23 protein-coding genes are annotated in these 26009 nt (G+C 60.9%); 14 read left to right on the plus strand and 9 right to left on the minus strand.

What is annotated here, in order from left to right:
* The first annotated feature begins 1 nt into the window (after position 1).
* The 6 genes from ACFQJC_RS06160 (at position 2) to ACFQJC_RS06185 (ending at position 7357) form a co-directional block, all read left to right on the plus strand.
* Positions 2 to 556, plus strand: a complete 555-nt coding sequence (locus ACFQJC_RS06160; RefSeq protein ID WP_390222405.1) for a (2Fe-2S)-binding protein — start codon at positions 2 to 4, stop codon at positions 554 to 556.
* The gene (locus ACFQJC_RS06165; protein ID WP_390222406.1) at positions 553 to 2997 is read left to right on the plus strand and encodes a xanthine dehydrogenase family protein molybdopterin-binding subunit; all 2445 of its coding nucleotides are present in this window, start codon (positions 553 to 555) and stop codon (positions 2995 to 2997) included. Before ACFQJC_RS06160 ends, ACFQJC_RS06165 begins: the two co-directional genes overlap by 4 nt.
* Positions 2997 to 3887: an FAD binding domain-containing protein gene (locus ACFQJC_RS06170; RefSeq protein WP_390222407.1), complete on the plus strand. Its 891-nt coding sequence runs from the start codon at positions 2997 to 2999 to the stop codon at positions 3885 to 3887. Before ACFQJC_RS06165 ends, ACFQJC_RS06170 begins: the two co-directional genes overlap by 1 nt.
* A gap of 94 nt (positions 3888 to 3981) precedes the next feature.
* Complete coding sequence (locus ACFQJC_RS06175; RefSeq protein ID WP_390222408.1) at positions 3982 to 4896, plus strand: AAA family ATPase; 915 nt, start codon at positions 3982 to 3984, stop codon at positions 4894 to 4896.
* Complete coding sequence (locus tag ACFQJC_RS06180) at positions 4893 to 6221, plus strand: VWA domain-containing protein (RefSeq protein ID WP_390222409.1); 1329 nt, start codon at positions 4893 to 4895, stop codon at positions 6219 to 6221. Before ACFQJC_RS06175 ends, ACFQJC_RS06180 begins: the two co-directional genes overlap by 4 nt.
* Positions 6218 to 7357 carry an XdhC family protein gene (locus tag ACFQJC_RS06185; protein ID WP_390222410.1) on the plus strand — a complete coding sequence of 380 codons (1140 nt, stop codon included), beginning with the start codon at positions 6218 to 6220 and terminating at the stop codon, positions 7355 to 7357. Before ACFQJC_RS06180 ends, ACFQJC_RS06185 begins: the two co-directional genes overlap by 4 nt.
* A 39-nt stretch (positions 7358 to 7396) precedes the next feature.
* Here the strand turns inward: ACFQJC_RS06185 and ACFQJC_RS06190 are convergent, their stop codons facing one another.
* Positions 7397 to 9235: an SLC13 family permease gene (locus tag ACFQJC_RS06190; RefSeq protein WP_390222411.1), complete on the minus strand. Its 1839-nt coding sequence runs from the start codon at positions 9233 to 9235 to the stop codon at positions 7397 to 7399.
* A 252-nt stretch (positions 9236 to 9487) separates the two neighbouring features.
* Between ACFQJC_RS06190 and ACFQJC_RS06195 the strand changes: the two genes are divergently transcribed.
* Positions 9488 to 9916, plus strand: a complete 429-nt coding sequence (locus ACFQJC_RS06195) for an avidin-fold protein (protein WP_390222412.1) — start codon at positions 9488 to 9490, stop codon at positions 9914 to 9916.
* Here the strand turns inward: ACFQJC_RS06195 and ACFQJC_RS06200 are convergent.
* Positions 9913 to 10962, minus strand: coding sequence for a pyridoxal-phosphate-dependent aminotransferase family protein (locus tag ACFQJC_RS06200; protein ID WP_390222413.1), 1050 nt, complete (start codon positions 10960 to 10962; stop codon positions 9913 to 9915). The genes ACFQJC_RS06195 and ACFQJC_RS06200 overlap by 4 nt on opposite strands.
* 87 nt (positions 10963 to 11049) lie before the next feature.
* Between ACFQJC_RS06200 and ACFQJC_RS06205 the strand changes: the two genes are divergently transcribed.
* The gene (locus ACFQJC_RS06205; RefSeq protein WP_390222414.1) at positions 11050 to 12027 is read left to right on the plus strand and encodes an AIR synthase family protein; all 978 of its coding nucleotides are present in this window, start codon (positions 11050 to 11052) and stop codon (positions 12025 to 12027) included.
* Positions 12028 to 12099: 72 nt separating this feature from the next.
* On the opposite strand, the gene ACFQJC_RS06210 is transcribed toward ACFQJC_RS06205, so the two are convergent.
* From ACFQJC_RS06210 to ACFQJC_RS06235, 6 genes are all read right to left on the minus strand, one after another.
* Positions 12100 to 13056, minus strand: coding sequence for a nucleotidyltransferase domain-containing protein (locus ACFQJC_RS06210; protein WP_390222415.1), 957 nt, complete (start codon positions 13054 to 13056; stop codon positions 12100 to 12102).
* 128 nt (positions 13057 to 13184) lie between these two features.
* Positions 13185 to 14117, minus strand: a complete 933-nt coding sequence (locus ACFQJC_RS06215; protein WP_390222416.1) for a formate/nitrite transporter family protein — start codon at positions 14115 to 14117, stop codon at positions 13185 to 13187.
* A complete protein-coding gene (locus tag ACFQJC_RS06220; RefSeq protein WP_390222417.1) occupies positions 14117 to 14437 on the minus strand; it encodes a hypothetical protein in 321 nt (106 codons plus the stop codon). Before ACFQJC_RS06220 ends, ACFQJC_RS06215 begins: the two co-directional genes overlap by 1 nt.
* 607 nt (positions 14438 to 15044) lie before the next feature.
* On the minus strand, positions 15045 to 15650 hold the full coding sequence (locus ACFQJC_RS06225) for a helix-turn-helix domain-containing protein (protein WP_390222418.1): 606 nt from the start codon (positions 15648 to 15650) through the stop codon (positions 15045 to 15047).
* A 64-nt stretch (positions 15651 to 15714) separates the two neighbouring features.
* Entirely contained in the window at positions 15715 to 16728 is a 1014-nt protein-coding gene (locus tag ACFQJC_RS06230) for an NAD(P)-dependent alcohol dehydrogenase (protein ID WP_390222419.1), read from the minus strand.
* Positions 16729 to 17083: 355 nt separating this feature from the next.
* A complete protein-coding gene (locus ACFQJC_RS06235; RefSeq protein WP_390222420.1) occupies positions 17084 to 17962 on the minus strand; it encodes a universal stress protein in 879 nt (292 codons plus the stop codon).
* A gap of 124 nt (positions 17963 to 18086) precedes the next feature.
* On the opposite strand from ACFQJC_RS06235, the gene ACFQJC_RS06240 reads away from it, so the two are divergent.
* The 3 genes from ACFQJC_RS06240 (at position 18087) to ACFQJC_RS06250 (ending at position 21089) form a co-directional block, all read left to right on the plus strand.
* Positions 18087 to 18734, plus strand: a complete 648-nt coding sequence (locus ACFQJC_RS06240; protein ID WP_390222421.1) for a hypothetical protein — start codon at positions 18087 to 18089, stop codon at positions 18732 to 18734.
* 117 nt (positions 18735 to 18851) lie between these two features.
* The gene (gene pdhA / locus ACFQJC_RS06245; RefSeq protein WP_390222422.1) at positions 18852 to 19967 is read left to right on the plus strand and encodes a pyruvate dehydrogenase (acetyl-transferring) E1 component subunit alpha; all 1116 of its coding nucleotides are present in this window, start codon (positions 18852 to 18854) and stop codon (positions 19965 to 19967) included.
* An 879-nt stretch (positions 19968 to 20846) separates the two neighbouring features.
* Positions 20847 to 21089 carry a PRC-barrel domain containing protein gene (locus ACFQJC_RS06250; RefSeq protein WP_390222423.1) on the plus strand — a complete coding sequence of 81 codons (243 nt, stop codon included), beginning with the start codon at positions 20847 to 20849 and terminating at the stop codon, positions 21087 to 21089.
* Positions 21090 to 21172: 83 nt separating this feature from the next.
* Here ACFQJC_RS06250 and ACFQJC_RS06255 read toward each other — a convergent pair whose 3' ends face one another.
* Complete coding sequence (locus ACFQJC_RS06255; RefSeq protein ID WP_390222424.1) at positions 21173 to 21349, minus strand: hypothetical protein; 177 nt, start codon at positions 21347 to 21349, stop codon at positions 21173 to 21175.
* Between the two features lie 396 nt (positions 21350 to 21745).
* On the opposite strand from ACFQJC_RS06255, the gene ACFQJC_RS06260 reads away from it, so the two are divergent.
* The 3 genes from ACFQJC_RS06260 to ACFQJC_RS06270 all read left to right on the plus strand — a co-directional run bounded on the left by ACFQJC_RS06260 (position 21746) and on the right by ACFQJC_RS06270 (position 25679).
* A complete protein-coding gene (locus tag ACFQJC_RS06260) occupies positions 21746 to 23728 on the plus strand; it encodes a bacterio-opsin activator domain-containing protein (RefSeq protein ID WP_390222426.1) in 1983 nt (660 codons plus the stop codon).
* An 83-nt stretch (positions 23729 to 23811) separates the two neighbouring features.
* Complete coding sequence (locus tag ACFQJC_RS06265; RefSeq protein WP_390222427.1) at positions 23812 to 24180, plus strand: hypothetical protein; 369 nt, start codon at positions 23812 to 23814, stop codon at positions 24178 to 24180.
* A 245-nt stretch (positions 24181 to 24425) separates the two neighbouring features.
* Positions 24426 to 25679: an AI-2E family transporter gene (locus ACFQJC_RS06270; RefSeq protein WP_390222428.1), complete on the plus strand. Its 1254-nt coding sequence runs from the start codon at positions 24426 to 24428 to the stop codon at positions 25677 to 25679.
* The last annotated feature ends 330 nt before the right edge of the window (positions 25680 to 26009 follow it).

A 26009-nucleotide genomic window follows, 5' to 3' on the forward strand; every position in this document is an offset into this window, starting at 1 on the left:
CATGGCAGAACACGAAATCACACTCACGGTCAACGGTACAGCACACGAACTAACGGTCGAATCGCGCACCCTCTTGGTTCACGCCCTCCGTGACGAACTCGGCTATACGGGAACGAACATCGGGTGTGAAAGCGGTCTCTGCGGTGCGTGCACGGTTCACCTCGACGGCGACGCGGTGAAGTCGTGTACGATGCTCGCAGTACAGGCCGACGGAACGGCTCTCAAGACGGTCGAAGGACTCGCCGAGAGCGGCGAGTTCCACCCGATTCAGACCGGCTTCCAAGAGGAACACGGTCTCCAGTGCGGGTACTGCACGCCCGGCATGATGATGACGGCGACCGAGTTCCTCGAAGAGAACCCGAACCCGACGCGGGAGGAGATTCGAGAAAGTCTCGAAGGGAACCTCTGTCGGTGTACCGGCTATCAGAACATCGTCAACGCCGTCGAGAACGCCGCCGACGCGATGGCCGCCAGCCCCGTCGCAGACGGTGGAAACGTCCGCTGGCCCGACGAGACTGCGGAAGCGGATGAGACTGTAGGAGGTGACGAGCGATGAACGGCGTCCGTTCGGTCCGCCCCGACGAGGTGGACGCCGCCGACATCCTCGGGTCGGCCATCGAGCGTCGAGAGGACCCCGCACTCATCACGGGAACCGCGGAGTACACCGACGATATCCAACTGAAGAACATGGCCCACATGGCCATCCTTCGCAGTCAGTACGGCCACGCGAAGATCGACGACATCGACACCAGCGACGCGGAGGCGATGGACGGCGTCATCGCCGTCTACACGTACGACGACTTAGTCGCCTCCGGCGGCGGGTCGTTCAGTCTCCCGGTCGGGTGGTTGCTCGACACGCTCAAGCAGGTACCGCACCCGATTCTGGCGAACGAACGGGTCCGGTATCAGGGCGACGGCGTCGCCGTCGTCGTCGCCGAGAGCAGGTACATCGCCCACGACGCGCTCGCCGAAATCGACGTCGAGTACGAACGACTCGACGCAGTCGTGAACCCCGGTGACGCCCTCGAAGACGGCGCGCCGCAGATTCACGACGACGCCGAGGGCAACGTCGCGTTCGACTGGGAAATCGGCGACCAGCAGAAGACCGACGACGCGTTCGATTCGGCGGCCCACACCGTCCACTTCGAGTGCGAGAACCAGCTGCTCATCCCGAACGCGATGGAGCCGCGGGCCGCGGTGGCGACGTACAACTCCGGTACGGACGAACTGGAGGTGTTCATGACGACGCAGAACCCCCACCTTCACCGACTGCTCATGTCGGGCGTCATCGGCCACCCGGAACACAAACTCCGCGTGAAGGCTCCCGAAGTCGGTGGCGGGTTCGGCTCGAAGATTCACCACTACGCCGACGAGGCGCTCGTCGCGTGGGCGGCGAAACAACTCGGCCGACCGGTCAAGTGGACCGCGACGCGAACCGAGACGTACAAGACCGACACGCCGGGTCGCGGCCACCTCACCGAAGCCGAACTCGCGCTTGACGACGACGGCCGCATCACCGGCCTGCGCGTGAACACGCGAGCGAACCTCGGTGCGTACCTCTCGACGTTCGCGCCGTCGGTGCCGACGTACCTCTACGGGACGCTGCTGTCCGGGCAGTACGACATCCCGGCCATTCACTGCTCGGTGAGAGGCGCGTTCACGAACGTCCCGCCGGTCGATGCCTACCGCGGTGCAGGTCGCCCCGAAGCATCCTTCGTCGTCGAACGGCTGATTTCGCTCGGTGCGAAGGAGGTCGGCATGGACACCGCGGAGTTCCGGCGTAAGAACTTCGTCAACAACGACGACTTCCCGTACGAGACGCAGGTCGCGGTCGTCTACGACAGCGGCGACTACGAGAAGACGCTCGACAAGGCGCTCGAACTGGTCGAGTACACGGACTTCAGAGAGCGCCAAGAGCGCGCCCGCGACGAGGGGCGGTACCTCGGTATCGGCTTCTCGTGTTACATCGAAGCCTGTGGACTCGCCCCGTCCGAACTCGCCGGTCAACTCGGCGCACAGGCCGGGTTGTGGGAGTCGAGTCTGGTTCGATTCCAACCGTCGGGGACGGTGACCGCCTACTGTGGGACCTCCGGTCACGGCCAAGGTCACGAGACGACGTACGCCCAAATCGTCGCCAACGAACTCGGCATCGACTACGAAGACGTGGACGTCGTCGAGGGCGACACCGACGAAATCCCGCAGGGGATGGGAACCTACGGCTCTCGGTCCGCCGCCGTCGGCGGCAGCGCGCTGGTCATGAGTTCGCAGAAACTCGTCGAGAAGGCGCGACAAATCGCCGCCCACCAGTTAGAGGCCGACCCGGCGGACATCGAGTTCGAAGGCGGCGAGTTCCACGTCTCGGGTGCTCCGGACCGGTCGATTGGCATTCAGGCAGTCGCCCAGCAGTCCTACTTAGCACACAACATCCCCGAAGGGATGGAACCCGGGTTGGAAGCCACGTCTTTCTACGACCCCGACAACTTCGTCTTCCCGTTCGGCACCCACGTCGCAATCGTCGAGGTGGACCCCGAATCGGGCGAAGTCGAGTTCGAACGATACGTCGCCGTGGACGACGTCGGCAACCAGATAAACCCGAAAATCGTCGAAGGCCAGATTCACGGCGGCGTCGCGCAGGGCATCGGTCAAGCCCTCTACGAGGGTGCGGTCTACGACGAGAACGCCCAACTCCTGACCGGGTCGATGCAGGATTACACCGTTCCGAAGTCGATTCACATCCCCGAGTTGGAGACGGCTTCCACCGTGACGCCGAGTCCGCACAACCCGCTCGGCGTGAAAGGCGTCGGCGAGGCCGGAACCATCGCCGCGCCGCAGGCGGTCGTGAACGCGATAACGGACGCGCTGGAGCCGTTCGGCGTCGAATCGGTAGAGATGCCGGTGACGCCCGAGCGCGTCTGGACGGCCGTGAACGGGCAGGCAACGGCCGACGGAAGCGGCACAGCACCGGAGACCGACGAATCGAACGGAGGTGACGTGTGATGTATCCAGACGAATTCGACTTCTACGAAGCAGAGACGGTCGAGGAGGCGATCGAACTCCTCGGCGAGCACTCGACCGAAGAGACGGAGTTACTCGCCGGCGGCCACAGTCTCCTGCCGGCGATGAAGACCGGGCTGTCGAGTCCGGACGTGCTCATCGGCATCGGCGAAATCGACGACTTGCACGGCGTCTCCGTCGAGGGCGACACGCTCGCTATCGGCGCGATGACGAGATACAGCGAGTTGCTCGATGCGGCCGCCGCACACGAGCACGCACCGGCGTTCACCGCCGCGGTCGAACACGTCGGCGACAGACAGGTCAGAAACCGCGGGACGGTCGGGGGCAACCTCGCCCACGCCGACCCCGCCTCCGACCTCCCCGCCGCCGCGCTCGTCTCGGATGCGACACTCGTCGTCCACGGACCGGACGGCGAGCGTTCGATTCCCGCCGACGAGTTCTTCTTCGGCATGTACGCCACCGACGTCGGCCCGGACGAACTCCTCACGCGAATCGAGATTCCGTCCGCGGCCGGGTCGATTGGAACGTACGCGAAGAAGGCGAGTCCCTCGTCGGGCTACGCGATGGTAGGCGTCGCCGCACTCCTCACGATGGACGGCGATACCGTCGAATCCGCCCGCGTGGGTGCCAACGGCGTCGTTGACCACGGCGTCCGCCTCGAAGCCGTCGAGGACGCGCTGGTCGGCGAAGAACTCACCGACGACACCATCGAGGCGGCGGCCGAGCACGCGACGGACGACCTCGACACGTCGATGCTGATGGACGACCTGCAGGCGTCGGCGGACTTCCGCGCCCGGCTCGTCGAGGTGTACACCAAGCGGGCACTACAAGGCGTGCGTGACGAACTCGCCGCGCCCGCGGCAGCCGACTAACCCATCCCATCTCGCAGAGAAACAGGCCAGCGCGGTCTCGCTGGCCCCGACAACTGTATTCGCGGTCTACTCCAAGAACTAAACACGAACGATAATGAAGAACTGGCCCACGAAGCCGTTCGATGCGCTGACCGAAGCGGACATCCGAGCGGTGTTCGATGCCGAAGCGTACGTCGCCGAAGACGAAATCGTCACGACGGTCTTTCTCGCGCTCCTGTTAGGGAAGCCGCTCTTAGTCGAGGGTGAACCCGGCGCGGGGAAGACTGAACTCGCAAAAGTCCTCGCCGCGGGGTTCGGTTCCGAGCTGATTCGTCTCCAGTGTTACGAGGGGTTGACCGCGGAGCACGCGCTCTACGAGTGGAACTACACGAAACAGCTCCTCGCGGTCCAATCGGGCGACGACGTGGACTCCTCGGTCTTCTCCGAAGAGTACCTCTTGGAACGCCCGCTCTTGCGTGCGCTTCGAGGCGAGGGTGACCGGCCGCCAGTGCTCCTCGTAGACGAAGTAGACCGCGCCGACGACGAGTTCGAGGCGTTGCTCTTGGAGGTGCTCTCGGACTTCCAAGTCTCCGTCCCAGAACTCGGGACCGTCTCCGCCACCCAACCCCCGGTCGTCGTCGTCACGTCGAATCGCACGAGAGCGTTGAGCGATGCGCTGAAACGACGCTGTCTGTACCTCCACGTCACGCCACCGTCGTTCGAGAAGGAAGTCGAAATTCTCCATCGAAAAGTGCCGGAGTTGGACGGCGTCGTCGCCGAGGGACTCTGCGCTATCGTCGCACGACTTCGAGAAGAGCCGTTGCGAAAACCGCCGGGAGCGGCCGAAACGATTGACTGGGCGCGTGCAGTGGCGGCGCTCAGGGCGAGTGGCGACGGCGAGCTATCGGTTCCGATGGTTCGGAACACGCTCGGCTGTTTACTCAAAGAGGTCGAAGACGTCGAACGCGTTGACGACGACCTGCTCAGTGAACTCGTCGAGACGGCACACGAGACGGGAGGTGAGCCGTGACCGAATCGTTCGACCACGCGAGGGCGTTCGACGCTGCCGAACTCGACAGCCACGTCCGAATAGAAGTCGTCAGGTTCGCACGGGCACTCCGGCGTGCCGGAGCATCGGTGCCTGCGAACGCTGGGACGACCGCCGCTCGGGCACTCGCCGTGGTGGGGGTTCACGATAAGTCTCGCGTTCGAACCGCGCTCCGGTCGAGTCTCATCACGACGCACGACGACTTCTCGATATTCGAACGCCTGTTCGAGACGTTCTGGGACCGGTTGGTCTCGGTGCAGGAAGCCGTAGACGACGGGAGCGCCCCGACCGCTCCCGAAGGCACCCTCGCACCGTTCGCGGAAGCAGGTGCTGACGAACGTGCAGAAACGCCCCCCGACGACGAAGAGAGTGACGAAAAGAGCGTGCGACGAACCGTCCTCGACTCGTTCGACAGCGCCCTCTCCCTGCCAGACGACTCGTCGAACGACGTCGCACGGGCGGCGACATACAGCCCGTCTGGGAGTCCAGAGACGGTTTCTGGATTCCCAGTCAAGACGACGGGTCTCGGCCCGGCGTTCCGTGAGTTGACACGGGCGCTCGGTGGTCTCCGTGGCCGACGGTTCACGATGGGCGACGACTCGGCCGACGTTCGTCGGGCACTCCGAACGAGCGTGAGCACCGGTGGGACCGTCCTCTCGCTCCCGAAGCGAGAACGGCAACGAACGGCGATTCGTGCCGTCGTACTCGTGGACGTGAGTAAGTCCGTCCTCGACGCCGTGGACCGGAACTTCCTCGTGGCGTTCCTCTGGCGTGCGTGTCACGAGTGGCGTCACTGTCGCGTGTTCTTCTTCGACGAAGCCCTTCGAGAGGTGACCGACTCCTTCGACGCGCCATCGACGAGCGAGGCGCTCGGTGCACTCGAAGCCGCCGAAACAGCGTGGGGCGGTGGCACGAAAATCGGCGAGTCGCTCGCGCAGTTCCACCAGCGTGCGCCCGAGGCAGTGGACCGACACACCGTCGTGTTCGTCGTGAGCGACGGGTTGGAGATGGGCGACGTTCGGACACTCGAACGCGAACTCTCGTGGCTGGCACGCACTGCAAACCGGACGCTGTGGTTGAATCCCCTTGCAGCAGATGCGTCGTACGAACCGACCGCCCGGGGAATCGCCGCATCGCTTCCGTACCTCGATGGCCTGTTCGCGTTCGACACCCCCGACGATGTCGCTGAATTGGCACGCCAACTCCGTCGCTACGGCGTCGGTGGCCGAATCGGCTACGAGTTCGATACTCGCCGAACTGCACGCACAGACCGACGACCGACTGAACGACCGACACACCACTCATGAGTACGACCGCATGGAGTCTCCCAGAGACCGATATATTCGATACGATACGAACAGCACTCGACGACGGGTCACCGGCCGTCTTGGCGACGGTGACCGCCGTCGAGGGAAGCGCCTACCGCCGACCGGGTGCGAAGATGCTCATCCGACCCGACGAAGACGACGTCGGCAGCGTGACCGCCGGGTGTCTCGAAGACGAGGTCCGCGACGTTGCGATGGACGCGTTGGAAGACGGCGAACCGCGTATCGAGACGTGGGACCTCACCGGCGACGACGAGGTGTGGGGCTACGGCGTCGGGTGTAACGGGGTGATAACCGTCTTCGTCGAACCACTCGACGAGTCCTATCGGCCGGTCCTGGATGCGAGACGTGCAGGCAACCCGGTCGGTGTCGTAACCGTCGTCGAAAGCGAGACTGCGGCCGCATTTGGCAGTCGAGCGCGGTTCGAGTCGGGCCAGTGGGTCGATAGCGCGGGAATCCCGGACGACGTTCTCGACGAACTCGCACCGGCGACGACCGAACTCGTCGAACGCGGGAAAGCCGAGACGATACCGGTCGAGACAGCGGAGGGCGACCTCTCGGTGTTCGTCGATGGAATTCGCCCTTCGACCGAACTCGTCATCTTCGGCTCCGGAGTCGATGTGACGCCGGTCGTCGAACTCGCCAAACTCGTCGATTTCCGCGTCACGGTGGTGTCGTTCCGCGGTGGGCAAGCCGACACCGAGCGCTTCCCACGGGCCGACGAAGTCCTCTCGACATCGCCACGGGACGTTGCAGACCTCCGTGCGTGGGACGAAGACACTCTCGCGGTCGTCATGTCACACAACTTCCTCGACGACCGATTGACGCTCGAACGACTCCTCGAAACCCCAGTCGAGTACATCGGCTTGATGGGCCCACACGAGCGGTTCGGGGAGATGCTCGAAGCCTTCGCCGAGGAGGACCGCGTCCTCACCGACGACGAGCGAGCGCGAATCTACACGCCCATCGGATTGAGCCTCGGTGGCGACTCACCGTACCAAATCGCGTACAGCATCGTCGCCGAGTTGCTCGCCGTCGCCCACGACCGAGAGCCACAACACCTCAGCCGTCGTGCAGGGCCGATTCACGAGCGAGTCGAACTCGACTCCGACTCCTGACCCCGCTCGTGACGAGTCGAGCGAGTCATCGGCGTGGTCTCACACGCCCCAGAAGAACGTGATACCGCCGACGGTGACGACCGAGAGCAGTAGTTGGAGCGGTGCTCCGACTCGGAAGTAGTCGCCGAATCGGTAGCCCCCCGGGCCGTAGACGAACAGGTTCGTCTGGTAGCCGATTGGGCCGAGAAACGCCGTACTCGCCGCGAACATCACCGCGAGCACGAACGAAAACGGGTTCGAGCCGAGTTGGCTCGCTGTTGCGGCCGCGACCGGGATGAGCAAGACGACGCTCGCGTTGTTCGAGATGACCTCCGTGATGAGTCCCGTAGTGATGTAGAACAACCAGAGGACGAGGACGAGAGGAAGCCCGCGTGAGAGTTCGACGAGTCCGAGTGCGAGGAGCGTCGCCGCACCGGTCTCCTCTAGTGCGATGCCGAGTGGAATCACCCCCGCGAGCAGGAAGATGATGTCCCACTCGACCGCGTCGTACAACTCGTTCGGTTCGAGCACGCCGGAGACGACCATCGCCACGACGCCCGCGAGCGCAGTCACGAGAATGGGGTAGATTTCGAGCGCCGCGAGTCCGACGACGGTCGCCATGATTGCGATGGCGAACGGCGCTTTCTCCGTTCGATAGGACGGGTTCGGTGGTTCACGGGCGACGATGACGTCCGGGTTCCGCGACAGCTGGTCTATCGTTTCGGCGTCGGCCTCGACGAGGAGCGTATCGCCGACTGTGAGCTTCCGTCCGACGATTCGCCCGGAAATCTGTTCGCCACCACTGCGAAGTCCGAGGACCGCCGCACCGTAGCTCTCTCGGAACGCTTCGAGGTCTAATTCTTGGCCAACGAGGCGAGAGTTGAGTGCGACGACGAGTTCGACGAGGGTCTCACGTTCGGCAGACTGCATCGCATCCACGGTAGGGTCGCGTCCGACGAGTTCGAGGTTGGTGGCGACCGTTCCCTGCGTGACTGCGCTTCGATTCGTTCGAACGACGAGGGTATCCCCGACTTCGAGGCGCTCTGCCTGTCTCGGTGCGATAGACCGCCCCGTCTGCTTGACGAGTTGGACGATATCCACTTCTGGGCCGAGTTGCGCGGTTGCGTCCGCGATAGACCGGCCCACCAGTGTGGAGCCACGGGTGACGATGAGGTCTGCGAGGTAGGTCTCGACGTCGTACTCCTCGATGTAGTCTTGTCGTGGTGGGACTCGTTCCGGAAGCAGGTAGTGGCCCACGAAGACGAGATACGCCCCTCCGGCGAGCACGACGAGGGCACCGAGCTTCGTGAACTCGAACATCGAAAAGGCGTGAAGCTCCGGATATCGGGCGCTCAGTCGGACACTCACGTCGCTGGCGAGGATGTTTGTCGAGGTACCGATAAGCGTGAGCGTGCCGCCTAACTGAGAGGCGTACGAGAGCGGGATGAGCAGTTTCGACGGCGACGTGTTCCCTCGGTTGGCGACGTCGGTGATGACGGGGACCAAGAGCGCGACGACGGGGGTGTTGTTGAGAAACCCCGACGCCGAACTCGTCACACCGACCGTGGCGAGGAGTTGTTTTCGGATGTCCCCTTGTGCGAACGACGCCATCCGATGGCTGAGTTGTTGAACGATACCCGTGCGACTGATTCCAGCACTCAAGATGAGCATCGCAAGGACGGTGACCGTCGCCTCGTTGGCGAACCCAGAGATTCCCTCCTCCGGTGAGATAGTGGTCCACGGCTCCAGTACGATCAACGTCACCATCAGGAGTATCGCCGTCACATCGACCGGCAACCACTCGCTGACGAACATCACCAACGCTGCGAGGACGACTGCGAGGACGACGATGATGTCCGTCGTCACCGGTAGTTGAGTGGAAGATTGTACGACTCCCATGAAGACAGCATATGGTCAACGCGAATAGCTATAGGCTTGTTGTCAGGTTTGTGGACAGATACGTCCGCTGGCTTGCTCCGCGAGCGTGCCCAGAGTGGGCACGCCAGGTGGAGTTCGAACCTGCTGTGGAGTCGAGGCGTGTACGTCCTACACGTCGGAACGCTACTCCCGGCATCGCACTGATGACCGTCGCCGAGCAACTGGAGTTTCGGCACGCAAACTGATTTATTCTCACTCTCGGAGCAACGAACGATGACGGGACCACGAGACGACGACTCGCTCGACGGACGCGTGTTCGAGTCGATATCGAACGATTCGGACGGCGACGTCGGCGGCGAGACGTACTTCGAATTCGACCAGACCGGCGACCTCGTTCACGCCCGATACCAGGGCGGAACCGTGCGATTGGGCCACCTCGTCGGACTCCATCTGGGAGACTCGCTCGATTTCCGATACACGCACGTCACCGTCGATGGCGATACGGCGACCGGCCACTCCATCGACCGAATCGAACGGCTGGACGACGGCCGACTTCGACTGCACGAGGACTGGGCGTGGGATTCGAAAGACGGGTCTGGGACGAGTGTACTGGAAGAAGTCACCGACCTCGGTGAGTGTCCGCGATGGATTGCCGCGAACACGAAAGACGATAGTGTGTTCGATACCTTTCAAGCAGACTAGTCGAGCACCGACGCCAACGAATCCATCACGCGCTCGACCTTCTCGATATCCGCGTTGTAGCCCATGTGGCCCACTCTGAGGATGTCGTCGGCGAGGTCGGCCAGCCCCGTCGAGAGGACGATATCGTGCTCTGATTCGAGCTCCTGTTGGATGGTCTTCGCTTCACCCGGGACGTGAAACGCCGTCACCGTCGGCGCGCTTCGTTCGGCGTCTGGATAGAGGTCGAGACCTAACTCAGCGCCGCGCTCGCGGCAGTAGGCCGCGGCCTCCTCGTGGCGTTCGTAGACCGACTCGATTCCTTCTTCGACGAGCATCGTCAGCGACTCGTCGAGCGCGGCGACGTTCGCAACGAGGTGCGTGTAGGGGAACATCTCGCTGGTGTCTCGCCACGGCAAGATGTTCGTGTAGAGCGACTTCGAGTCGCGCGCTTCGGCGACTTCCCACGCGCGGTCGCTGACGGCCATCGTCGTCAGTCCCGGCGGCGAACTGAACGCTTTCTGCGAGGCCCCGAGGTTGATGTCGATGTGCTCGCTAGGAACGGGCGTCCCGCCGAGCGAGGAGACGGCGTCCACGATGGTCAGCACGTCGTGCTCGGCGAGGCGTTCGAGCACCGGCGCGATGTCGTTGAGCGTCCCCGTCGGCGTCTCGCAGTGGACCATCGTCGCGGCCTTGTAGTCGCCGTCTTCGAGCGCCGCCTCGACGCCTTCGATATCGAGCGCGTCGGTGTAGTCGGCACCGACGAGGGTCGCCTCGCCGCCGTAGTTTTCCACGAAGTCGGCGAAGCCGTCGCCGTAGAGACCGTTCGAGACACAGAGCACCTCGTCGCCGGGTGCGACCGTCGAGGCGATGGCCGCTTCGAGACCGAGGATTCCCTCGCCGCCCATGACGATGACTTCGTCGTCGGTGTCGTAGACGCGCTGGAGTTTCTCACAGACGTCGTCGTAGGTGTCGAAGAACTCCTGTTCGACGTCGGGATTCGGCATCGGGTCGCTCAACCGGTCGCGGACCCGCGGCGGTACGGCCGTCGGGCCGGGTGTCATCAACATAGGTCCCCGTACCGCGGGAAGTGGCTTAGCAGTAGGGAATCGGCTTCGACGGGAAGGCACAAAAGCGCCCTCTTCGTCAACGTAGTCATGAGCAAACTCTCGCCCGCGGACCTCGACCGCTACATCTTCTCGCGGACGGGCGCGACGAACGACGGCTTGCTCGTCGGCGCCGGCTACGGCGAAGACGCCGCGGCCGTCGAGGTGGGTGACACGACGTTGGTCGTCAGTACCGACCCGATATCGCTGGCGGCCGAACGAATCGGAACGCTCGGTATCGCTATCGCAAGCAACGACGTCGCCGCGTGCGGTGGCCGCCCCGAATGGCTCGTCAGCACCATCCTCTTACCCGACCCGGATACCGAACTACTCGACGATATCACCGCCCAGCTCGACGCCGAAGCCGAGCGGTTGGGTATCTCCATCGTCGGCGGCCACACCGAGACGGTCGCCGGTCTCGCCCGCCCACTGCTCTCGCTCACCTGCATGGGTCCGACAGACCGCTACGTCCCGACATCGAGCGCCGAACCGGACGATGCGGTGATTCTCACGAAGGGCGCGGGCATCGAGGGGACGGCCGTCCTCGCCACGGATTTCCGCGACGAAATCGAGAACGCCGGCGTCAGTTCGGAGACGCTCGACCGCGCGACAGGGTTCTTCGACGACATCAGTGTCCTTCCCGAATCCGCGGTTCTGGCTCCCGTCGCAACCGCGATGCACGACCCGACGGAGGGTGGCGTCCTCAACGGACTCGTCGAACTCGCGTGTGCCTCGGGCGTCCGTATCGAACTGGACGAAGGCGACGTTCCCGTCCGCCCCGAGACGCGCACGCTGTGTGCGTCGATGGGAGTAGACCCGCTCCGGATTCTCGGGTCGGGTGCGCTACTGGCGACGGTTCCGGGCGACGAAGCCGATGCGACACTCGCAGCGCTCGAAGCGGAGGGTATCGACGCGACAGTCGTCGCCACAGTCGAAGAGGCGGCAGACGAGTCCGACGTCGGCGTCGTCTACGGCGGCCAGCAGTACACCGATGGCGTCCGCGACGACATGTACGACCTCTGGGACTGATTCGCGTTCGGTCGTCTCGTTCGAACTCCTTCTTGCTCACCGATGAGGTCCACCAGAGGCAGGTTTCGACACTCACTGTGAGACGGGTCCCGCTGCGTCGAACATGCTGTCGATGAACTCGTTGAGACGGCTTGGGTCGGGACGTCGTATCGCGTGCACACTCGGGTCTATCACTTTCGGACGGTGGGCGAAGTCGTATCCGACGAGGTCGCCGACGACGTCACTCCCTCTGCCTGTTCGCTTCAGTTCGACGAGTTCGGCGACGGTTTCGACCAACGCGTCGTCGAAGACGTCGGGGGCTTGTTCGTCGAGGAAGGTCGGGAAATCGACGTTCGGAAGCGTGTGTTCTCCGCGCTCACCGGTGATTCGAAGGTACTCAGCGTACATCGCGTTGCTGGCGACGATGAGGTTGCGTTTGACCGTCTGGCGGACCTGCGTCTCGGTGTAGCGCTCGTCGTCTGGAGCAATCCACACTTCCTCGCCAGTGTCTCGGTTGCGAACGAGGTAGTTCCCGTCGTCGTCCACCCGAACGATTGGATAGGTGTCGTTCTTGCCATCGACGAGGTGGTGAGAGAGATACTTCCGATAGTTGTTCTTGGCGATTGCCCGGTAGGTGTGATACAACTCGATTGGACTGTACGACTCGCGGATGTACTCCCAGAGCGGCCGTCGGTCGAAGTACCCTCGATAGACGATGGGGCTTCGGAGCGTATCGATGGCTTGCTCGTTCGACTCGGCGAGGAGTTCGGCGAACTTCGTCACGTCCCACCCTTGGACTTCGATATCGTGGTCGCCGTCGAACTCGCGCGAAATCGACGACTCCCGCGTCCCGAGGTGGGCGTAGTGCCGGAGGTCGAGAGGTGCGTAGACGACGCCGACGTCGTAATCGCTCTCGGGACCGTCCAGTCCCCACGCGTGACTGCCTCGGGAGACGGCGAGGATGACGGTGATACCGATGCCGTGTTCGCTGGCGTACTCATCTTCGAGTTCGTCGAGGACGCCGTCGATTTCTGTCTGGATTTCGCTCATGGACGACGTGGGTAAACCGAGTTGCGAAATTTTCTATTAGTAGTCACGTTTCGAGTTGGAGTTTGGTCGAATAGTAAGTGTTCCCCGGCGTCCACCGTTCGGAAAGACGTGGGTTTGCCACGAGTGGACTACTCCTTCGGCTTGCTCACACGCAGACTGAACAGCCAGTCCGAGATGCTGAGGCGGGTTCGTGGGCCTTCTCCCTCGGGAAAGCGATTCGCCGTCTGCCCGTAGTTGATGAGCGTCACGAGGAAGACGCCACCGATGGTGTTTCCGAGGAGTACGGGGACGACGAACTCCCACAGCCCGGTCGCCACTGCGACGTTGCCCGTGAAGACGAGGTAGAACACGTCTGCCGAACTGACGACGATGTGGTAGAGACCCGTCGCGGGTATCGCGTAGATGACGAGGTAGATGAGCACCACGCGGGAGACGGAGTCTCGAACCGCGTGTTCCATCCACACGAGTCCGGCGACGAGCCACCCTGCGAACATCGCCTTGAACACGAGGTCCCACCACGGCGTCTGGATGCCTTCCAATCCGATGTTCACCGCAGCACCCGAGGCGGCGACTGAGAACACGCCCGTGTGTGCGAGCACGAACGTCCCGATGAGTGCACCAGAGAAATTTCCGGCGAGGACGCTCACCCAGACACGGAGCAGTGCTGGGATACTGGCGACGCGAGTCAGTACGAGGGTGACCGGTGTCAGCGTGTTCTCCGTGTAGAGTTGGTACCGTCCCATGATGATGTAGACGAACCCGAGCGGATAGAGCAGCGGGGTGAAAAGCCCCGTCGTATCGTTCGGCAACGCCGCTCTCAGCGTCGCGTACAGGAAGAACGTCAGGGTGATGGCGAACCCCGCGGCGAGACCGCTCAAGTACAACTTCATCGTCACGGAGTCTACTTCCTCGTCGGCGGTTGCGACGACGCGCTGGAAGATTTCGTCCGTGGAAAATCGGTCACCGACTGCCTTTCCACCCGAGGGCGCACCACTGCGTGCTTGGTCTGTCCGTTTTGCACCCTCCGGTCCGTCAACCGAAGATTGGTTCGGCAGGCTCATCAGCTTCCATCCTTCTCGACTGAATCGACGGCCTGTGTCCTTTCCCCATCGGTCGTCGCTGTTCGGTCGAACGTCGCATCGTGGCGGTCCCACGCGAAACGCGCGAGTCGGAAGAGGGCGTAACTGAACACGGCGAAGGCGACCAATTCGACGACGTACAACTCGACGAGTTCGACCAGCGTTAGCCGGTCGAGAATCACATTTTGGGTCACTATCAACACTGCGTAGGCGGTCACCAGCGTTATCGCCGGCATCGTGACGAGGAGGAGTCCGAGCACGAGCGCCCACAATCGATCTTCCTTGGGAGAATCCTGTTGCATTATCTCAGCCGTGTGGGACCGACAGGTGGTCGTCCGTGCGAGTAATGTACTTCCCGTTGTGTTCGTCCATGTATTCCTAAGCACACATGATGGCATAAACACTCCCAAAAATTATCAATACGTACGATTCTGATTCAAAAATAGTCTCAACATCGTTGTTTTGTTGGATTGTCTATCCCACCCATCCACACGAACCGAAACTGAATTATCCAAATTATTTAAATAATCTAAATAATTTCACTTATTCCTGATTCCATCCCGTCTATCACTGGACGGAGTGCCCTGCTCCGCCGCGGGGTGTGTCACTGAGTAGCTTTATCACGGCGAACCGAGACTGATTAAATATGGGTCTTATCGGTGATATCAAAGACGCGCTCCGACAATCCCCGCCGACGTCGGACGCGGGCGAACGTTCGAAAGGAGCGTATTGGTGTCACGACTGTGGGGAGCGAATCCGTGACGTCGAGAACGAGGGCGATGGCACTCCTCTGTGCCCAGCGTGTGGCGACGAGATGGAGTTCGAACGGTCGCCGGACTCCGCAGGGTGCGCGTGTTAGCACGGCCTTCGTTCATCGACTGACCTCTCGTTTACGAATCGCTAGCCCCGTCAGTCCGAGAGCGCCTTCGAGAGGAGTTTTTGCTGTGCTTTTCGGACGTGTTCGAGAAACGTGGAGTGGTCGATATCCAACGAGAACGCTATCTCCTCGGCGGTGTGGCGTCGTGGCCATTCGAAGTAGCCCTGTTCGAGGGCGACCCCGATAACCTCGCGTTGCCGCGGCGTCAGTTCGGACGACGGCGCTTCGAACGCTTTTATCGACCCCAGTGTCGGATGACCGATGCGCTTGAACTCCAGTATCATCTCGCGTAAATCTTCGCGCCGAAACAGGAGTACGGTGTACACGCGACGTTCGCGTGAGATTTGGCTCTTCCGTCGGATGATGCCGTGATTCCGGTCGATGGCGTCGTACGCACCACACGACTCTTTCGTGACGAGAAACGTGTCCTCGGTCAGTCGCTCGACGTGGCTAACCTGTGCAGAGTCACGCATGAACTCGAATATCGGGTCCGTGGCGTTGTCGAATTCGATGACGAACGTGACTTGGTGGTTGTGCAACTCCTCGATTGCTATTTCGAACGACGCGTCGAACTCCGCTGCGACGTCCGTCAGGATGCAGGGTTTGTGTTGTTGGAGATGAATTTCTGCTTCGAACATGTCATGTGGTACGTCATCAATACACAGCGTCGGTATTGAATCTGCGCAGTGAGCGCGTACTGAGCTATGTCGTCACGACGACGCTCCCCGTCTTGTGGCCGGTATCGACGTACCGGTGTGCCTCGGCGATATCGGCGAGTGCGTACTCGCGGTCGAGCACTGGGCGAAACGCACCCGACTCGACGAGGTCTCGCAGCACGACGAGATGTGCACGTTTCGTGTCCGTCGAGGCGAGTCCAGTGGCCGCAAAGATGGCCCGCTTCGTTCCGAAGAGGCGAGTCCGCACCATCTGGAGAAGAATCCGTACCGAGAGGACAGTCGTCAGATAGCGACCACCGGTAGCGAGCGACTCTCGACACGCATCGTACGAACGTTTTCCGACGGCGTCGAAGATAACGTCGTACCTCGCGTCGGTCGTCGTGAAGTCCGTTTCTGTGTAGTCGATGACCGTCCCCGCGCCGAGTGACCGGACGAGTTCGACGTTCGCGGTGCTACACACTCCAGTGACTCGTGCGTCGAACGCGCTCGCAAGTTGTACGGCCGCCGTCCCGACTGCTCCGGACGCGCCGTTGATGAGGATGGAGTCGCCCGCTCGGAGGTCCGCGTGGGCAGTGAGAAACTCCATCGCTGTCAGCCCCCCGTCACAGACCGCCGCGGCCTCGTCGTACGTGAGGTTCGACGGCATGATGGCGATGGCTCCGTCTTCGGGCAGGCACAGATACTCGGCGTGTGCGCCACTTCCGGGAGCGGCCGTTCCGAACACGTCGTCGCCGGGTGCGAACCGGGCGACGTTCCTTCCGACTGCTTCGATTTCGCCAGCGAACACGTCGCCGGGTACCCCGTTCGGCCGCCTGAGACCGTTAAAGAACCGAATAAGGAAGGGAGACCCTTCACGAGCGGCCGAGTCTGGTGGTCCGACTATAGTCGCTCGAATCCGTACGAGAACTTCGTCATCGTCGGGTGTCGGCTTCGCTACCGATTCGACCCGAAGGACGTCAGGTGAACCGTACTTCGTCGCTACGACGGCGCGCATCTGCGTATCGGTCTGGGCTGACTGTTCTCCTGCGCTGGTTGTCATCGCGGGAGTTGTAGGCGTCGAGAGAGCCTAACTGAGACCTTTTTCGATGCCTCGCCCAACAGCCACTAACTCGGGTCTTGGCTGAAACTCTCAGAACTGCTCCTCGGCGAGGGCAATCGCCTCACTAAGGTCGAGCGGCCCGCGCTCTGCGAGGAGTTCGAGATACGCGTCGGTCGTCTCTTCGAGAAGCATGCTGGTCACTCCCCACACATGTGGGGCGTATATATTGGGAATTCGATACCTCTAGGGAACACTGAACGTCTCGTTCACGGGGGAAGACGAAAAGTTCCACGCGTATTTCCTGCAGAGAAACGTGAACCCAAATCGCTCGTATCTCTCCCCGGAGGCTACTGAATCACTCTTCTGTTGGCTCTCGGACAGTCAGTACCGGAACGGGTGAGCTTCGGATGAGTTTCTCCGCGACGCTGCCCAGCATGTACCGGTCCAATCCGGTGTGACCGTGCGTGCCGAGAACGACGACGTCGATGTCGTTGTCTTCGATGTACGACTGAATTCCGGTGAAAACCGAGATATCGTGGACCGTCGTCTCTGTAATCTCTTCGACCCCAACGTCAGTCGCAATCCCACTCGCCTCGCTGACCGCTGACTCTGCTTGCTCTTCGAGTTGGTCGATGAGCATCGGGCCGCGAATATCTGCACCGAAGACGGCGAGATTGACGACCGAGAGAACGTGGAGGGTGGCCCTCGTCGATGTCGCCAACTCACAGCCGAATCGAACAGCCTCGTTGGCACACGAACTCCCGTCCGTTGGTGTGAGAACCTGTCCGTAAGGGTACCTGAGCGACTCTTGCTCATCCGGTCGAACCGTGAGAACGGGGACTTCCGACCGTCTGACCACCCGCTCTGTCGTACTGCCGAGCAGGAGGCGTCGCAACCCGCTTCGACCGTGGGTCGGCATCACGATGATGTCTATCTCGTTGGACGTCGCGTAGTCGATGATCGCTTCGTATGGCTCACCACTCAGCACTTCGGCCACCGTTTCGATAGCTGACTCTTCTGCTCTCGATTCGGCGTCGGCGACGAATCGTTCCCCTTCGGTTAGTCGTGTCTCTCTCTCGGTTTCGTCTCCGCTCTCCTCCTCGCTGACTCGGTGTGGAGCGACGTGCAGCAGGTGGAGCACGGCACCGTGGAGGTCGGCTATTTCGATTGCGTGCTCCAGTACGGCAGTCGCACCGGCACTCCCGTCTGTCGGAAAGAGGATACGGTCCAACATAGTACATACTTGTCGCTGAACACACAAAATAGGGGTCCTTGCTTCTCACGCGTTGGGTTCGAAAAGTGGCCTCACGTGATTGTCTCCAGTAGAACTAATTGTCTCCCGAGAGGAATTCGGGCCGATGCCCTCCCCACCGACAATCGACCGGCCAACAGAGGCACAGGCCGTCGCACAGCGCTATCTCACTCGTGAACGACGAGTGAGTGCACTCGTGGTCGTGGTCGTCGTGTCGCTCTTTCTCGGAACGTATCTCACGACTTCGTTGCTCCCGTCGCTCGTCGTCGCCGCAACCTTGCTCATCGTCGCGCGAGCGCCGCTCATTCAGTCGCACGGAACCGTTCGTCTCAGGACAGACCTCGACTCGGAGACTGTCGTCGATTCGTTTACCGGGACCACACCCCCGGTACTCGCATTTCAGTGGGGAATCGCGGACGAAATCGAACACGGCGACGGAACGGTGACCTATCGAGTCTCGTATCTGTTCGGGCTGCGTTCTGTCGAGGTGGCCGTCCGCACGGAGACTGAAACCACGCCGGACGGCGAGCGAATCGAGTTGGATATCACGGTCGATGGCCGACCGTGGGCGACGTACACAGTGACGGTTCACGACGACGGTGACGAGACTCGTATCGACGTCGAGTACACGTCGAATCGGCGATTCGGATTGCGCCGCCTTCCACAGCAGTTCGTCGCCGACCGATACCGCGACGACGCACTCACCGCCCAAGGGTACACCGTCGTCGAGCGCGATTCTCACTTCGGTCTCTGATTGCGTGCAGAGTTTGGGGCTGTAGCGTCTCTCTTCTCGTACTCGTCGCGTCGTGAGGCCGAAATCCTGCCTGTTGGACGGGTTTCTTAACGGTTGTAGACGAACGACAGTGTATCAATGGCATCGGCTGAGGACCTGCTGTCGCTCGAATCAGAGGAGATGGTGCAGATTTTGGACGCGAGTGGGAACGTCGTCGAACCGAATCTGCTCCCCGATTTGAGCGACGAGACGTTCGTCTCGATGTTTCGTGATATGCGGTTCTGTCGCCGATTCGACGAGCGGATGATTAGCCTCCAGCGACAGGGCCGAATCGGGACGTACGCCTCGCTCGCGGGTCAAGAAGGCTCACAAATCGGGTCGATGTACGCGCTCTCGGTGGACGACATCGTCTCGTATCAGTACCGCGAACACGGCGCAGTCGTCGCCCGTGGGTTCCCGTGGGAGTACCTCCTCTACTGGGCAGGCCACGAAGACGGTCACAAAGCACTCGCCGACCGAAACGTCTTCCCGCTCAACATCAGCATCGCCGACCACCTCCCGCACGCCGTCGGAGTGGCCATGGCGATGGACTACCGAGACGAGTCACGCGTAGCGGTCGCGCACTTCGGCGACGGGGCGACGAGTGAGGGAGATTTCCACGAGGCGATGAACTTCGCGGGCGTCTTCGACGCTCCGGCGGTGTTCGTCTGTAACAACAACCAGTGGGCGATTTCGACGCCCAGAGAGCGACAAACGGCGAGTCGGACGTTCGCGCAGAAGGCCGACGCCTACGGGTTCGAAGGAATTCGCGTGGACGGTATGGACCCGCTCGCCATGTACGTCGTAACCGAAGCAGTCCGAGAGAAAGCGCTCGATTCGGCCGATAGCACCCCGAGACCGACGCTCATCGAGGCGGTCCAGTACCGATACGGTGCGCACACCACCGCAGACGACCCGTCGGTCTACCGCGACGACGCAGAGGTAGCCGAGTGGCGAGAGAAAGACCCGCTCGACCGGTTCGAGTCGTTCCTGTACGAGACCGGCCGACTCGACGACGAGCGGCGTGACGCTATCGACGACGAGATAGACGCCGTGCTCGCCGAGGCCGTCGAGCACATGGAGGCGTACGAGAGCGACCCCGAGTCGATGTTCGAGTACGTGCACGCAGACCAGACAGCGAACGTTCGCAAACAGCACGAGGCGTTCCAGCAGATTCGGGAAGCGTACGGGGACGAATCGTTCTCCAAAGACTGAGTTATCTACTGTCGATCCATTCGACCCACGACGATACTCCCGAACACGAGTGTCGATAAGATACGAGGACCTCCCAACTGCTAATGATGTAAAAAATACTTACACTTCAGTTCTCCTTTCTACTAGTACTGGGGGACGATTAACGTCTCTGATTGTTCTCGTACTCGGTCACAGTGGCATTTTAGATATCAATCGAGAATTTATTCTTCCTGATGTTTGTCGTCATTCAAATTCTGAGTTAGATATATTTGTACGTAACTGTTTGATATATTGCAATCTCTGGCCATCTCTTTCTGCGACCCGACTCTCAAAATCGATTCCCTGCGTTTGACATGTCGCGGAACACTTCCCTCAAATTCGTTTCCTCGGCTGACCTATTCGGTTCCGTATTCACGATTTGGTTCACGATTTGCATCGCGTCGAACAGCGTTTGGAGGGCCTCGGACCGACTGTTGGTGCGTCCAAGAACTTGGGTCGAGCATATCTCGTGGATTTGCTTTTCGAAGGTGACCTCCCAACTGGGGCAGCCAGTTCCGTAGGGGTACTCTTCGCTGGTTAAAACGGCACAGAGACGGGCTTCGAACTGCTCGACAGCGTCGTCAACTTTCCGTTTGTATGCGATTTCGTTGCTTCCCGATGCCGTTTTTATCCACGGGGACGGTGGCAAGGTTTCATCGAGTGAGTACATCTGCGGTTCGACTGAGTTACGCCGCCGAGACGTTTCATCGTCGTCCTTGCGGACGAAGGGAGTGCACACGGTGGCGTTCGTTCCGGTCCTCGCAAAGACTCCAGCGGAGACAGCACAACGAGTCGATTTCCCGTCTCCACGCAGTCGCAAGGAGAACCGTGATAGAATCTCTTCGCACAACTGGTAGTGCAATGTCACCCCAGGCCCTCACTGTGGACGACGTGGGAAAACGCGTCATCAGTGCCAGTGGTACGCCAGTTGGTCACGTCACTGGTACACAGGATGGAACCGTGTACGTCGCCCCCGACCCGAAGATTACCTCGACACTCGTCGCTGTCCTCGGGTGGCGTGACGGCATCGACGGTGGTTCGTTCCGCATCGACCCGGACGCGATCCGCTGTGTCACCGACGACGAAGTCTACCTCGACGATTGAGTTTCGGGTGACTCGACGACTGCTACCGTTCGATTGTGAACCGAACGGCGTCTTCGGGAGACGACGTCAGCGGGTGAGTCGTTTCAGACGGTGGTCTGCGGGTGGGGGAACTGCGCGAGAAAGTAGTGTGCGAGAAACAGGTTCCCGTCCGGAAAGAGCGCGGCCAGTGCCGCTATGTCAACGAATGCAGCGCTACCCTTGTCGTCCCAGAGGCACCACGCCGGAAGTGCGAACGAGAGTCCGAATCCGACGTGGCCCACACCGTCTCCTGTACAGAGATGAGCACCTGCTGGATATGGTCACTGCTTGGGTCTGCATCGTCGTCCGTCGAGGTGGCCAATTCGATGTCTTAGTTGTCGTGGGTTAATCACTCGATAATGACGCATCTACCGTTCGAAAGAGCGCTTCTAAACGCACGTGCATTACAACTCTACTTTCGTAATCGAGGGTTCGGCCGCTCAGAACCTCGTGGACTCGGCGTCGCGTCGTCTGTCTCTTTAATATAGAATAAACCCAGTCAGACTGTGGATGTGTCTATTCGTCAGCGAGAGACTGTTGGGCTGAATCCGTCTCGTCCCATTGACCGAACGAGAAGAAACTCAGTTCTCGAACACTCTGAGCAAAGATATTTGCGGCCAGGGATGCGTGATAGACCAATGGATACGAGGTTTCCGTCCGAGAGCCTCGGCGACACACTCTCGTGCTTCGACGTGGGGACTCCATTGACGACGACCGAAGTAGCAGATTCACTCGGTATCGGCAGACGCAGTGCCTACGACCGATTAGAACAGTTGGTCGAACACGGGGTACTCGAAACGAAGAAAGTAGGTGCAAAAGCACGTGTTTGGTGGCGTTCGCCACCCGGAGACGACCATTCTGGTGGGGAACGCTCACGGGTTCCGGCCCCGTTGGGTGACCGTGAGTCCGAACTCACGAACAAGGTCCGCCAACAGGAAGTAATCGCCACTCTCGGACAGTACGCGCTCGAATGCGATGACCTGGAGTCTGTCTTCCAGGAGGCGACCGAACTCGTCGCCGATGCTCTCGACGTGGACTACTGCAAGGTTTTGAAACTGAATCCGACTGGTGATTCGTTATCGCTTCTGGCGGGAACTGGGTGGGACGACGGAGTCGTCGGGTCGGAGAAAATCTCGGCCACGGCGACCGACTCGCAGGCCGCATACACACTTTCGGTTGATGCGCCAGTCGTCGTCGAAAACCTCGAGACTGAGACGCGTTTCAGTGGCCCCGATTTGCTCACGTCTCACGGTGTGCTGAGCGGCATCTCGACTGTAATCGAAACGGCCGACGAACCGTGGGGCGTCCTCGGGACTCACGACACGTCACCACGCAGTTTCTCCCGAACCGACACTAGCTTCGTCCAGGCGATTGCTAACATCCTCTCGTCTGCGATTGCTCGGGACGACGCCAAACGAAAACTGCGCCGTCAGCGGACGCAACTGGCGGCCCTCAACAACCTCTACGAAGTGGTCAGTGAGATCAATAGCTCGATAATCGAGCAATCTACCCCTGGCGAAATCGAGCAAACCGTCTGTGACCACCTCGCGGCGTCAGACTCCTATCTGTTCGCGTGGATCGGTGGAATCGACTCGGTCTCGCAGACGGTGAGTTCACGAGCCGAGGCTGGCGTCGAGGGGTATCTCGACGAGGTCGAGATATCTATCGACCCAACGGACGAGCGGAGCGAGGGACCGACAGGCAAAGCCTTCCAGACGGGTGAGGTCCAGACTGCAAAGGCAATCGATATCGGCACCAGCCACGACCCGTGGCGCGAGGCAGTCGATAGGTACGAGTACCGCTCGTCGGCCGCCATTCCAATCGTTCACGAGGAATCGGTTTACGGCGTCTTGAACGTCTACTCGGAACGACCCTACGCCTTCGAGGGGCAGGAACTCGACGTAATCACTCGACTCGGCGAGATTGTCGGTCACGCAATTGCTGCAGTAGAGCGGAAAGAGGCGCTGGCGAGCGACGAACTCGTCGAGTTGGGGTTTCGAATGCGAAACTTCTTCGGCGAGTTCGAGACAGAGGGAACGATTCGTGTTGACCGTATTATCGCCATCGACGACGGGAGGTTCCTCGCCTACGGCACGGCCACCAGAGACACGGTCGAAACTGTCCACCGATTGGTCGAAGCACTCGACCACTGGGAAGCGGTGCACTTCTATTCGGACGACGACCCCGCCAAATTCGAACTTCGAATGGTCGAACCACCGGTGGCATCGCTCGTCTCTTCCCTCGGTGGCCACATCGAGGAGGCTATCGTCACCGGGGGTGACCTGCAATTGACGACTCATTTCCCATCGACGGTCGATGTCCGCGCCGTCGTGGACGCCATGAACGAGATTGCACCCGGGACGGAGATGCTCAGACGGAGACAGATTAGTCGGCAGGTCGATGACCCTCGCCGAGCGCTCGCGTCCGACCTGACCGAAAAACAGCGAACGACGCTCGAAGCCGCCTATCACGCGGGTTTCTTCGAGTGGCCTCGTAGCGCCTCTGGAGAAGAAGTCGCCGAGTCGATGGGCGTCTCGGCACCGACGTTCCACCAGCACCTCCGGAAGGCAGAACAGAAAGTCTTCGATGCGATGTATTCGACCGCAGAGACCGAGTCGTAGACGAGCGGACGGTGTGATTGCATTCGCAGGCCGAACCGATATCTGAATCGGGTGAGTTAGTCGAGTCTGGAGACCGAACCTCTATGACTCAGTTGATAAACAAAGCGGCAACCTTGATCGAACGTGGTATCGACGCGATTATTGCAATTAACGCACTCTCTGAATTATTCGAAGCGATCGACTTCGAAGCGGTCTTTCACGGCGACGTGACCGCGGAGTCGGTCGATGTCGGCAGGCTCGCCAGTGCTCTCAGCCGACCCGTGGGGCGTTTCGTCGCCTACCGATTCGTTAGCGGTAGCGGGGCGACCGGATTCGCAAAGCGGTCGATAGTCGAGTGGTTTGGTCAGACGGCGACCTCTGGGATCATCGCTTACGTGTTCGAGACGATTTCGGGGACGGACGATACAACCACGCTCGACGACCGTTCGTCTGCGACCGACTTCTCGCCGTAACAGTCGGACGGAGTGTCGAGTTTGCCGCAAACTGCGTTCTCGATGCGAGAGAGACGAACGCTCGGTCCGTATCGACATCGGGTCGGGAGGCGAACCCGGGGTGCTTTCTGTTGCAAGCAACGTCTTGCTATGGCCAGCGACAGTAAGAGGCGCATGGACCACCTCTTTTGTCTGTGCGCTGCGGGCACTACTTGCAGCTATCGGACGGACCACTCGCCGACGGTCAGGCTGGGTGTTTGCCGGCCGTGAGCCTTTCGAACCGGAAACGAATCGGATGGTGGCTCTACGTGTTACTACTCGGCGGCTTGGTCGCGTTCCTCGCCTATTCGTTCGTCGATATCCTCGCTCTCGGCATCTTCGGCTACTACGCGACGCGCCCCGTCTGTCGCCGACTCAGCACGATTTTCGACTCTGAGCGCATCCCGGCCGTGTTGACCGTTCTCGTCGTGTTACTGCCGGTGTTGTTGCTCACGTCCTACATGGTTTTCGAGCTGTTACAGCAACTTCAACGGCTCTCCCTTTCGAGCGGAGGTGGCGTGTTCTCGATGCTCGCAACTGAAATCGCCAACACTCGCTCCATTCCGGCAGACGAGCGCGCACGGATGCTCTCGATGCTGAACAATCCACTCTCGACCGTTCAGCTACGGGGGTCGCTCGTTTCGACGGTCGATATGGCCATCGGGATTCTCCAGCTCGTCGCCGATACGGTGTTGGTACTCGCGCTTTCGTTGACGCTCTCGTATGCGCTTCTCGAACGCGACAACGCAGTCGCCGCCGGACTCGTCGTCCTCTTCGGCGGACGAAATACCACGGCGTACACGTACGCGGTCGCTATCGACGAAGACCTCGAGTCGGTGTTCTTCGGCAACCTCCTCTTCGTGCTCTTCATGAGTATCGTGGCGACGCTCGCGTACTCTGTGACCAATGCCATCGCCCCCGAGGGCTTGCGCATTCCACTGGTACTCGTACTCGGTCTGCTCACGGGCATCACTAGTCTCGTCCCAATCGTCGTCGGGAAACTCGTGTACCTCCCCGTCGTCGCGTATTTGGGCGTCCAATCGATGAACATCGAGGGGAACCAGCTTCCGTTCGTCGGTGCGGTGCTACTGGGGTACGTTCTCGTGTTGGACTTGCTCCCGCAGTCGGTTCTTCAGCCGTACATCTCGGGGCGGCAGTTCGATACGATTCTCCTCTTGTTCGCATACATCCTCGGACCGATGGTCTTCGGCTGGTACGGGTTCTTCCTGCTTCCCATCCTCACAATCCTCGTCTTCGAAGTGGTGCGAATCGTCCTCCCCGGGCTCCTTCACGGCGACCCGCTCGGCCAACGGCCGCTGTTGGCAGCAGAGACCGGGAGCAAGCCACAACCCAAAGTCGAAAAGCGAGAAGCCGATGATAGTGACGACGATTCGGATTCGACTGCCACCAGCGGAGGCTCCGAACCCAACTCCGGTTCGGACGGTGACGGGACCGTTGACGAGCGTGGGTCGCCAACTTAGCGTCGAGTGCGCCGTCTCCGTTGACGGAGTCTGTCGCTCGGACCGTTTCAGAACACGTCGATTACCGTCGTGAGCCGTCGGTCTCTCGTTCTTCGGCGTCGAGTTCTGTGAGACCACGTTGGTCGTTGTCAGAGTCAGGGTCGGCGTTCGGTCGCTCGTCGCTCATTTCAAGCGTCGTTGAACGCGCCCCGAACGAAAGCCCACGGCATGAAATGGCAAGGATGGTACCGTAGCCGACGGCAGCTAATTCGTCTCTCCCTCGACGGAGGCTGTCGATTTCCTCGTTGTTGCTCCAATCTCCCCTAGGTGTTTAGGCACAGCAGTAAAACG

The organism is Haloferax namakaokahaiae (assembly GCF_042663225.1).
Taxonomy (GTDB): Archaea; Halobacteriota; Halobacteria; order Halobacteriales; family Haloferacaceae; genus Haloferax; species Haloferax namakaokahaiae.

Excerpts from the sequence above, each read along its gene's own strand:
- ACFQJC_RS06170 (WP_390222407.1), top strand. The coding sequence starts at position 2,997 with ATGTATCCAGACGAATTCGACTTCTACGAAGCAGAGACGGTCGAGGAG.
- pdhA (WP_390222422.1), top strand. The coding sequence starts at position 18,852 with ATGGCATCGGCTGAGGACCTGCTGTCGCTCGAATCAGAGGAGATGGTG.
- ACFQJC_RS06260 (WP_390222426.1), top strand. The coding sequence starts at position 21,746 with ATGGATACGAGGTTTCCGTCCGAGAGCCTCGGCGACACACTCTCGTGC.
- ACFQJC_RS06175 (WP_390222408.1), top strand. The coding sequence starts at position 3,982 with ATGAAGAACTGGCCCACGAAGCCGTTCGATGCGCTGACCGAAGCGGAC.
- ACFQJC_RS06160 (WP_390222405.1), top strand. The coding sequence starts at position 2 with ATGGCAGAACACGAAATCACACTCACGGTCAACGGTACAGCACACGAA.
- ACFQJC_RS06200 (WP_390222413.1), bottom strand. The coding sequence starts at position 10,962 with ATGTTGATGACACCCGGCCCGACGGCCGTACCGCCGCGGGTCCGCGAC.
- ACFQJC_RS06165 (WP_390222406.1), top strand. The coding sequence starts at position 553 with ATGAACGGCGTCCGTTCGGTCCGCCCCGACGAGGTGGACGCCGCCGAC.
- ACFQJC_RS06230 (WP_390222419.1), bottom strand. The coding sequence starts at position 16,728 with ATGACAACCAGCGCAGGAGAACAGTCAGCCCAGACCGATACGCAGATG.
- ACFQJC_RS06265 (WP_390222427.1), top strand. The coding sequence starts at position 23,812 with ATGACTCAGTTGATAAACAAAGCGGCAACCTTGATCGAACGTGGTATC.
- ACFQJC_RS06190 (WP_390222411.1), bottom strand. The coding sequence starts at position 9,235 with ATGGGAGTCGTACAATCTTCCACTCAACTACCGGTGACGACGGACATC.
- ACFQJC_RS06250 (WP_390222423.1), top strand. The coding sequence starts at position 20,847 with ATGTCACCCCAGGCCCTCACTGTGGACGACGTGGGAAAACGCGTCATC.
- ACFQJC_RS06215 (WP_390222416.1), bottom strand. The coding sequence starts at position 14,117 with ATGAGCCTGCCGAACCAATCTTCGGTTGACGGACCGGAGGGTGCAAAA.
- ACFQJC_RS06225 (WP_390222418.1), bottom strand. The coding sequence starts at position 15,650 with ATGTTCGAAGCAGAAATTCATCTCCAACAACACAAACCCTGCATCCTG.
- ACFQJC_RS06240 (WP_390222421.1), top strand. The coding sequence starts at position 18,087 with ATGCCCTCCCCACCGACAATCGACCGGCCAACAGAGGCACAGGCCGTC.
- ACFQJC_RS06210 (WP_390222415.1), bottom strand. The coding sequence starts at position 13,056 with ATGAGCGAAATCCAGACAGAAATCGACGGCGTCCTCGACGAACTCGAA.
- ACFQJC_RS06185 (WP_390222410.1), top strand. The coding sequence starts at position 6,218 with ATGAGTACGACCGCATGGAGTCTCCCAGAGACCGATATATTCGATACG.
- ACFQJC_RS06205 (WP_390222414.1), top strand. The coding sequence starts at position 11,050 with ATGAGCAAACTCTCGCCCGCGGACCTCGACCGCTACATCTTCTCGCGG.
- ACFQJC_RS06235 (WP_390222420.1), bottom strand. The coding sequence starts at position 17,962 with ATGTTGGACCGTATCCTCTTTCCGACAGACGGGAGTGCCGGTGCGACT.
- ACFQJC_RS06195 (WP_390222412.1), top strand. The coding sequence starts at position 9,488 with ATGACGGGACCACGAGACGACGACTCGCTCGACGGACGCGTGTTCGAG.
- ACFQJC_RS06220 (WP_390222417.1), bottom strand. The coding sequence starts at position 14,437 with ATGCAACAGGATTCTCCCAAGGAAGATCGATTGTGGGCGCTCGTGCTC.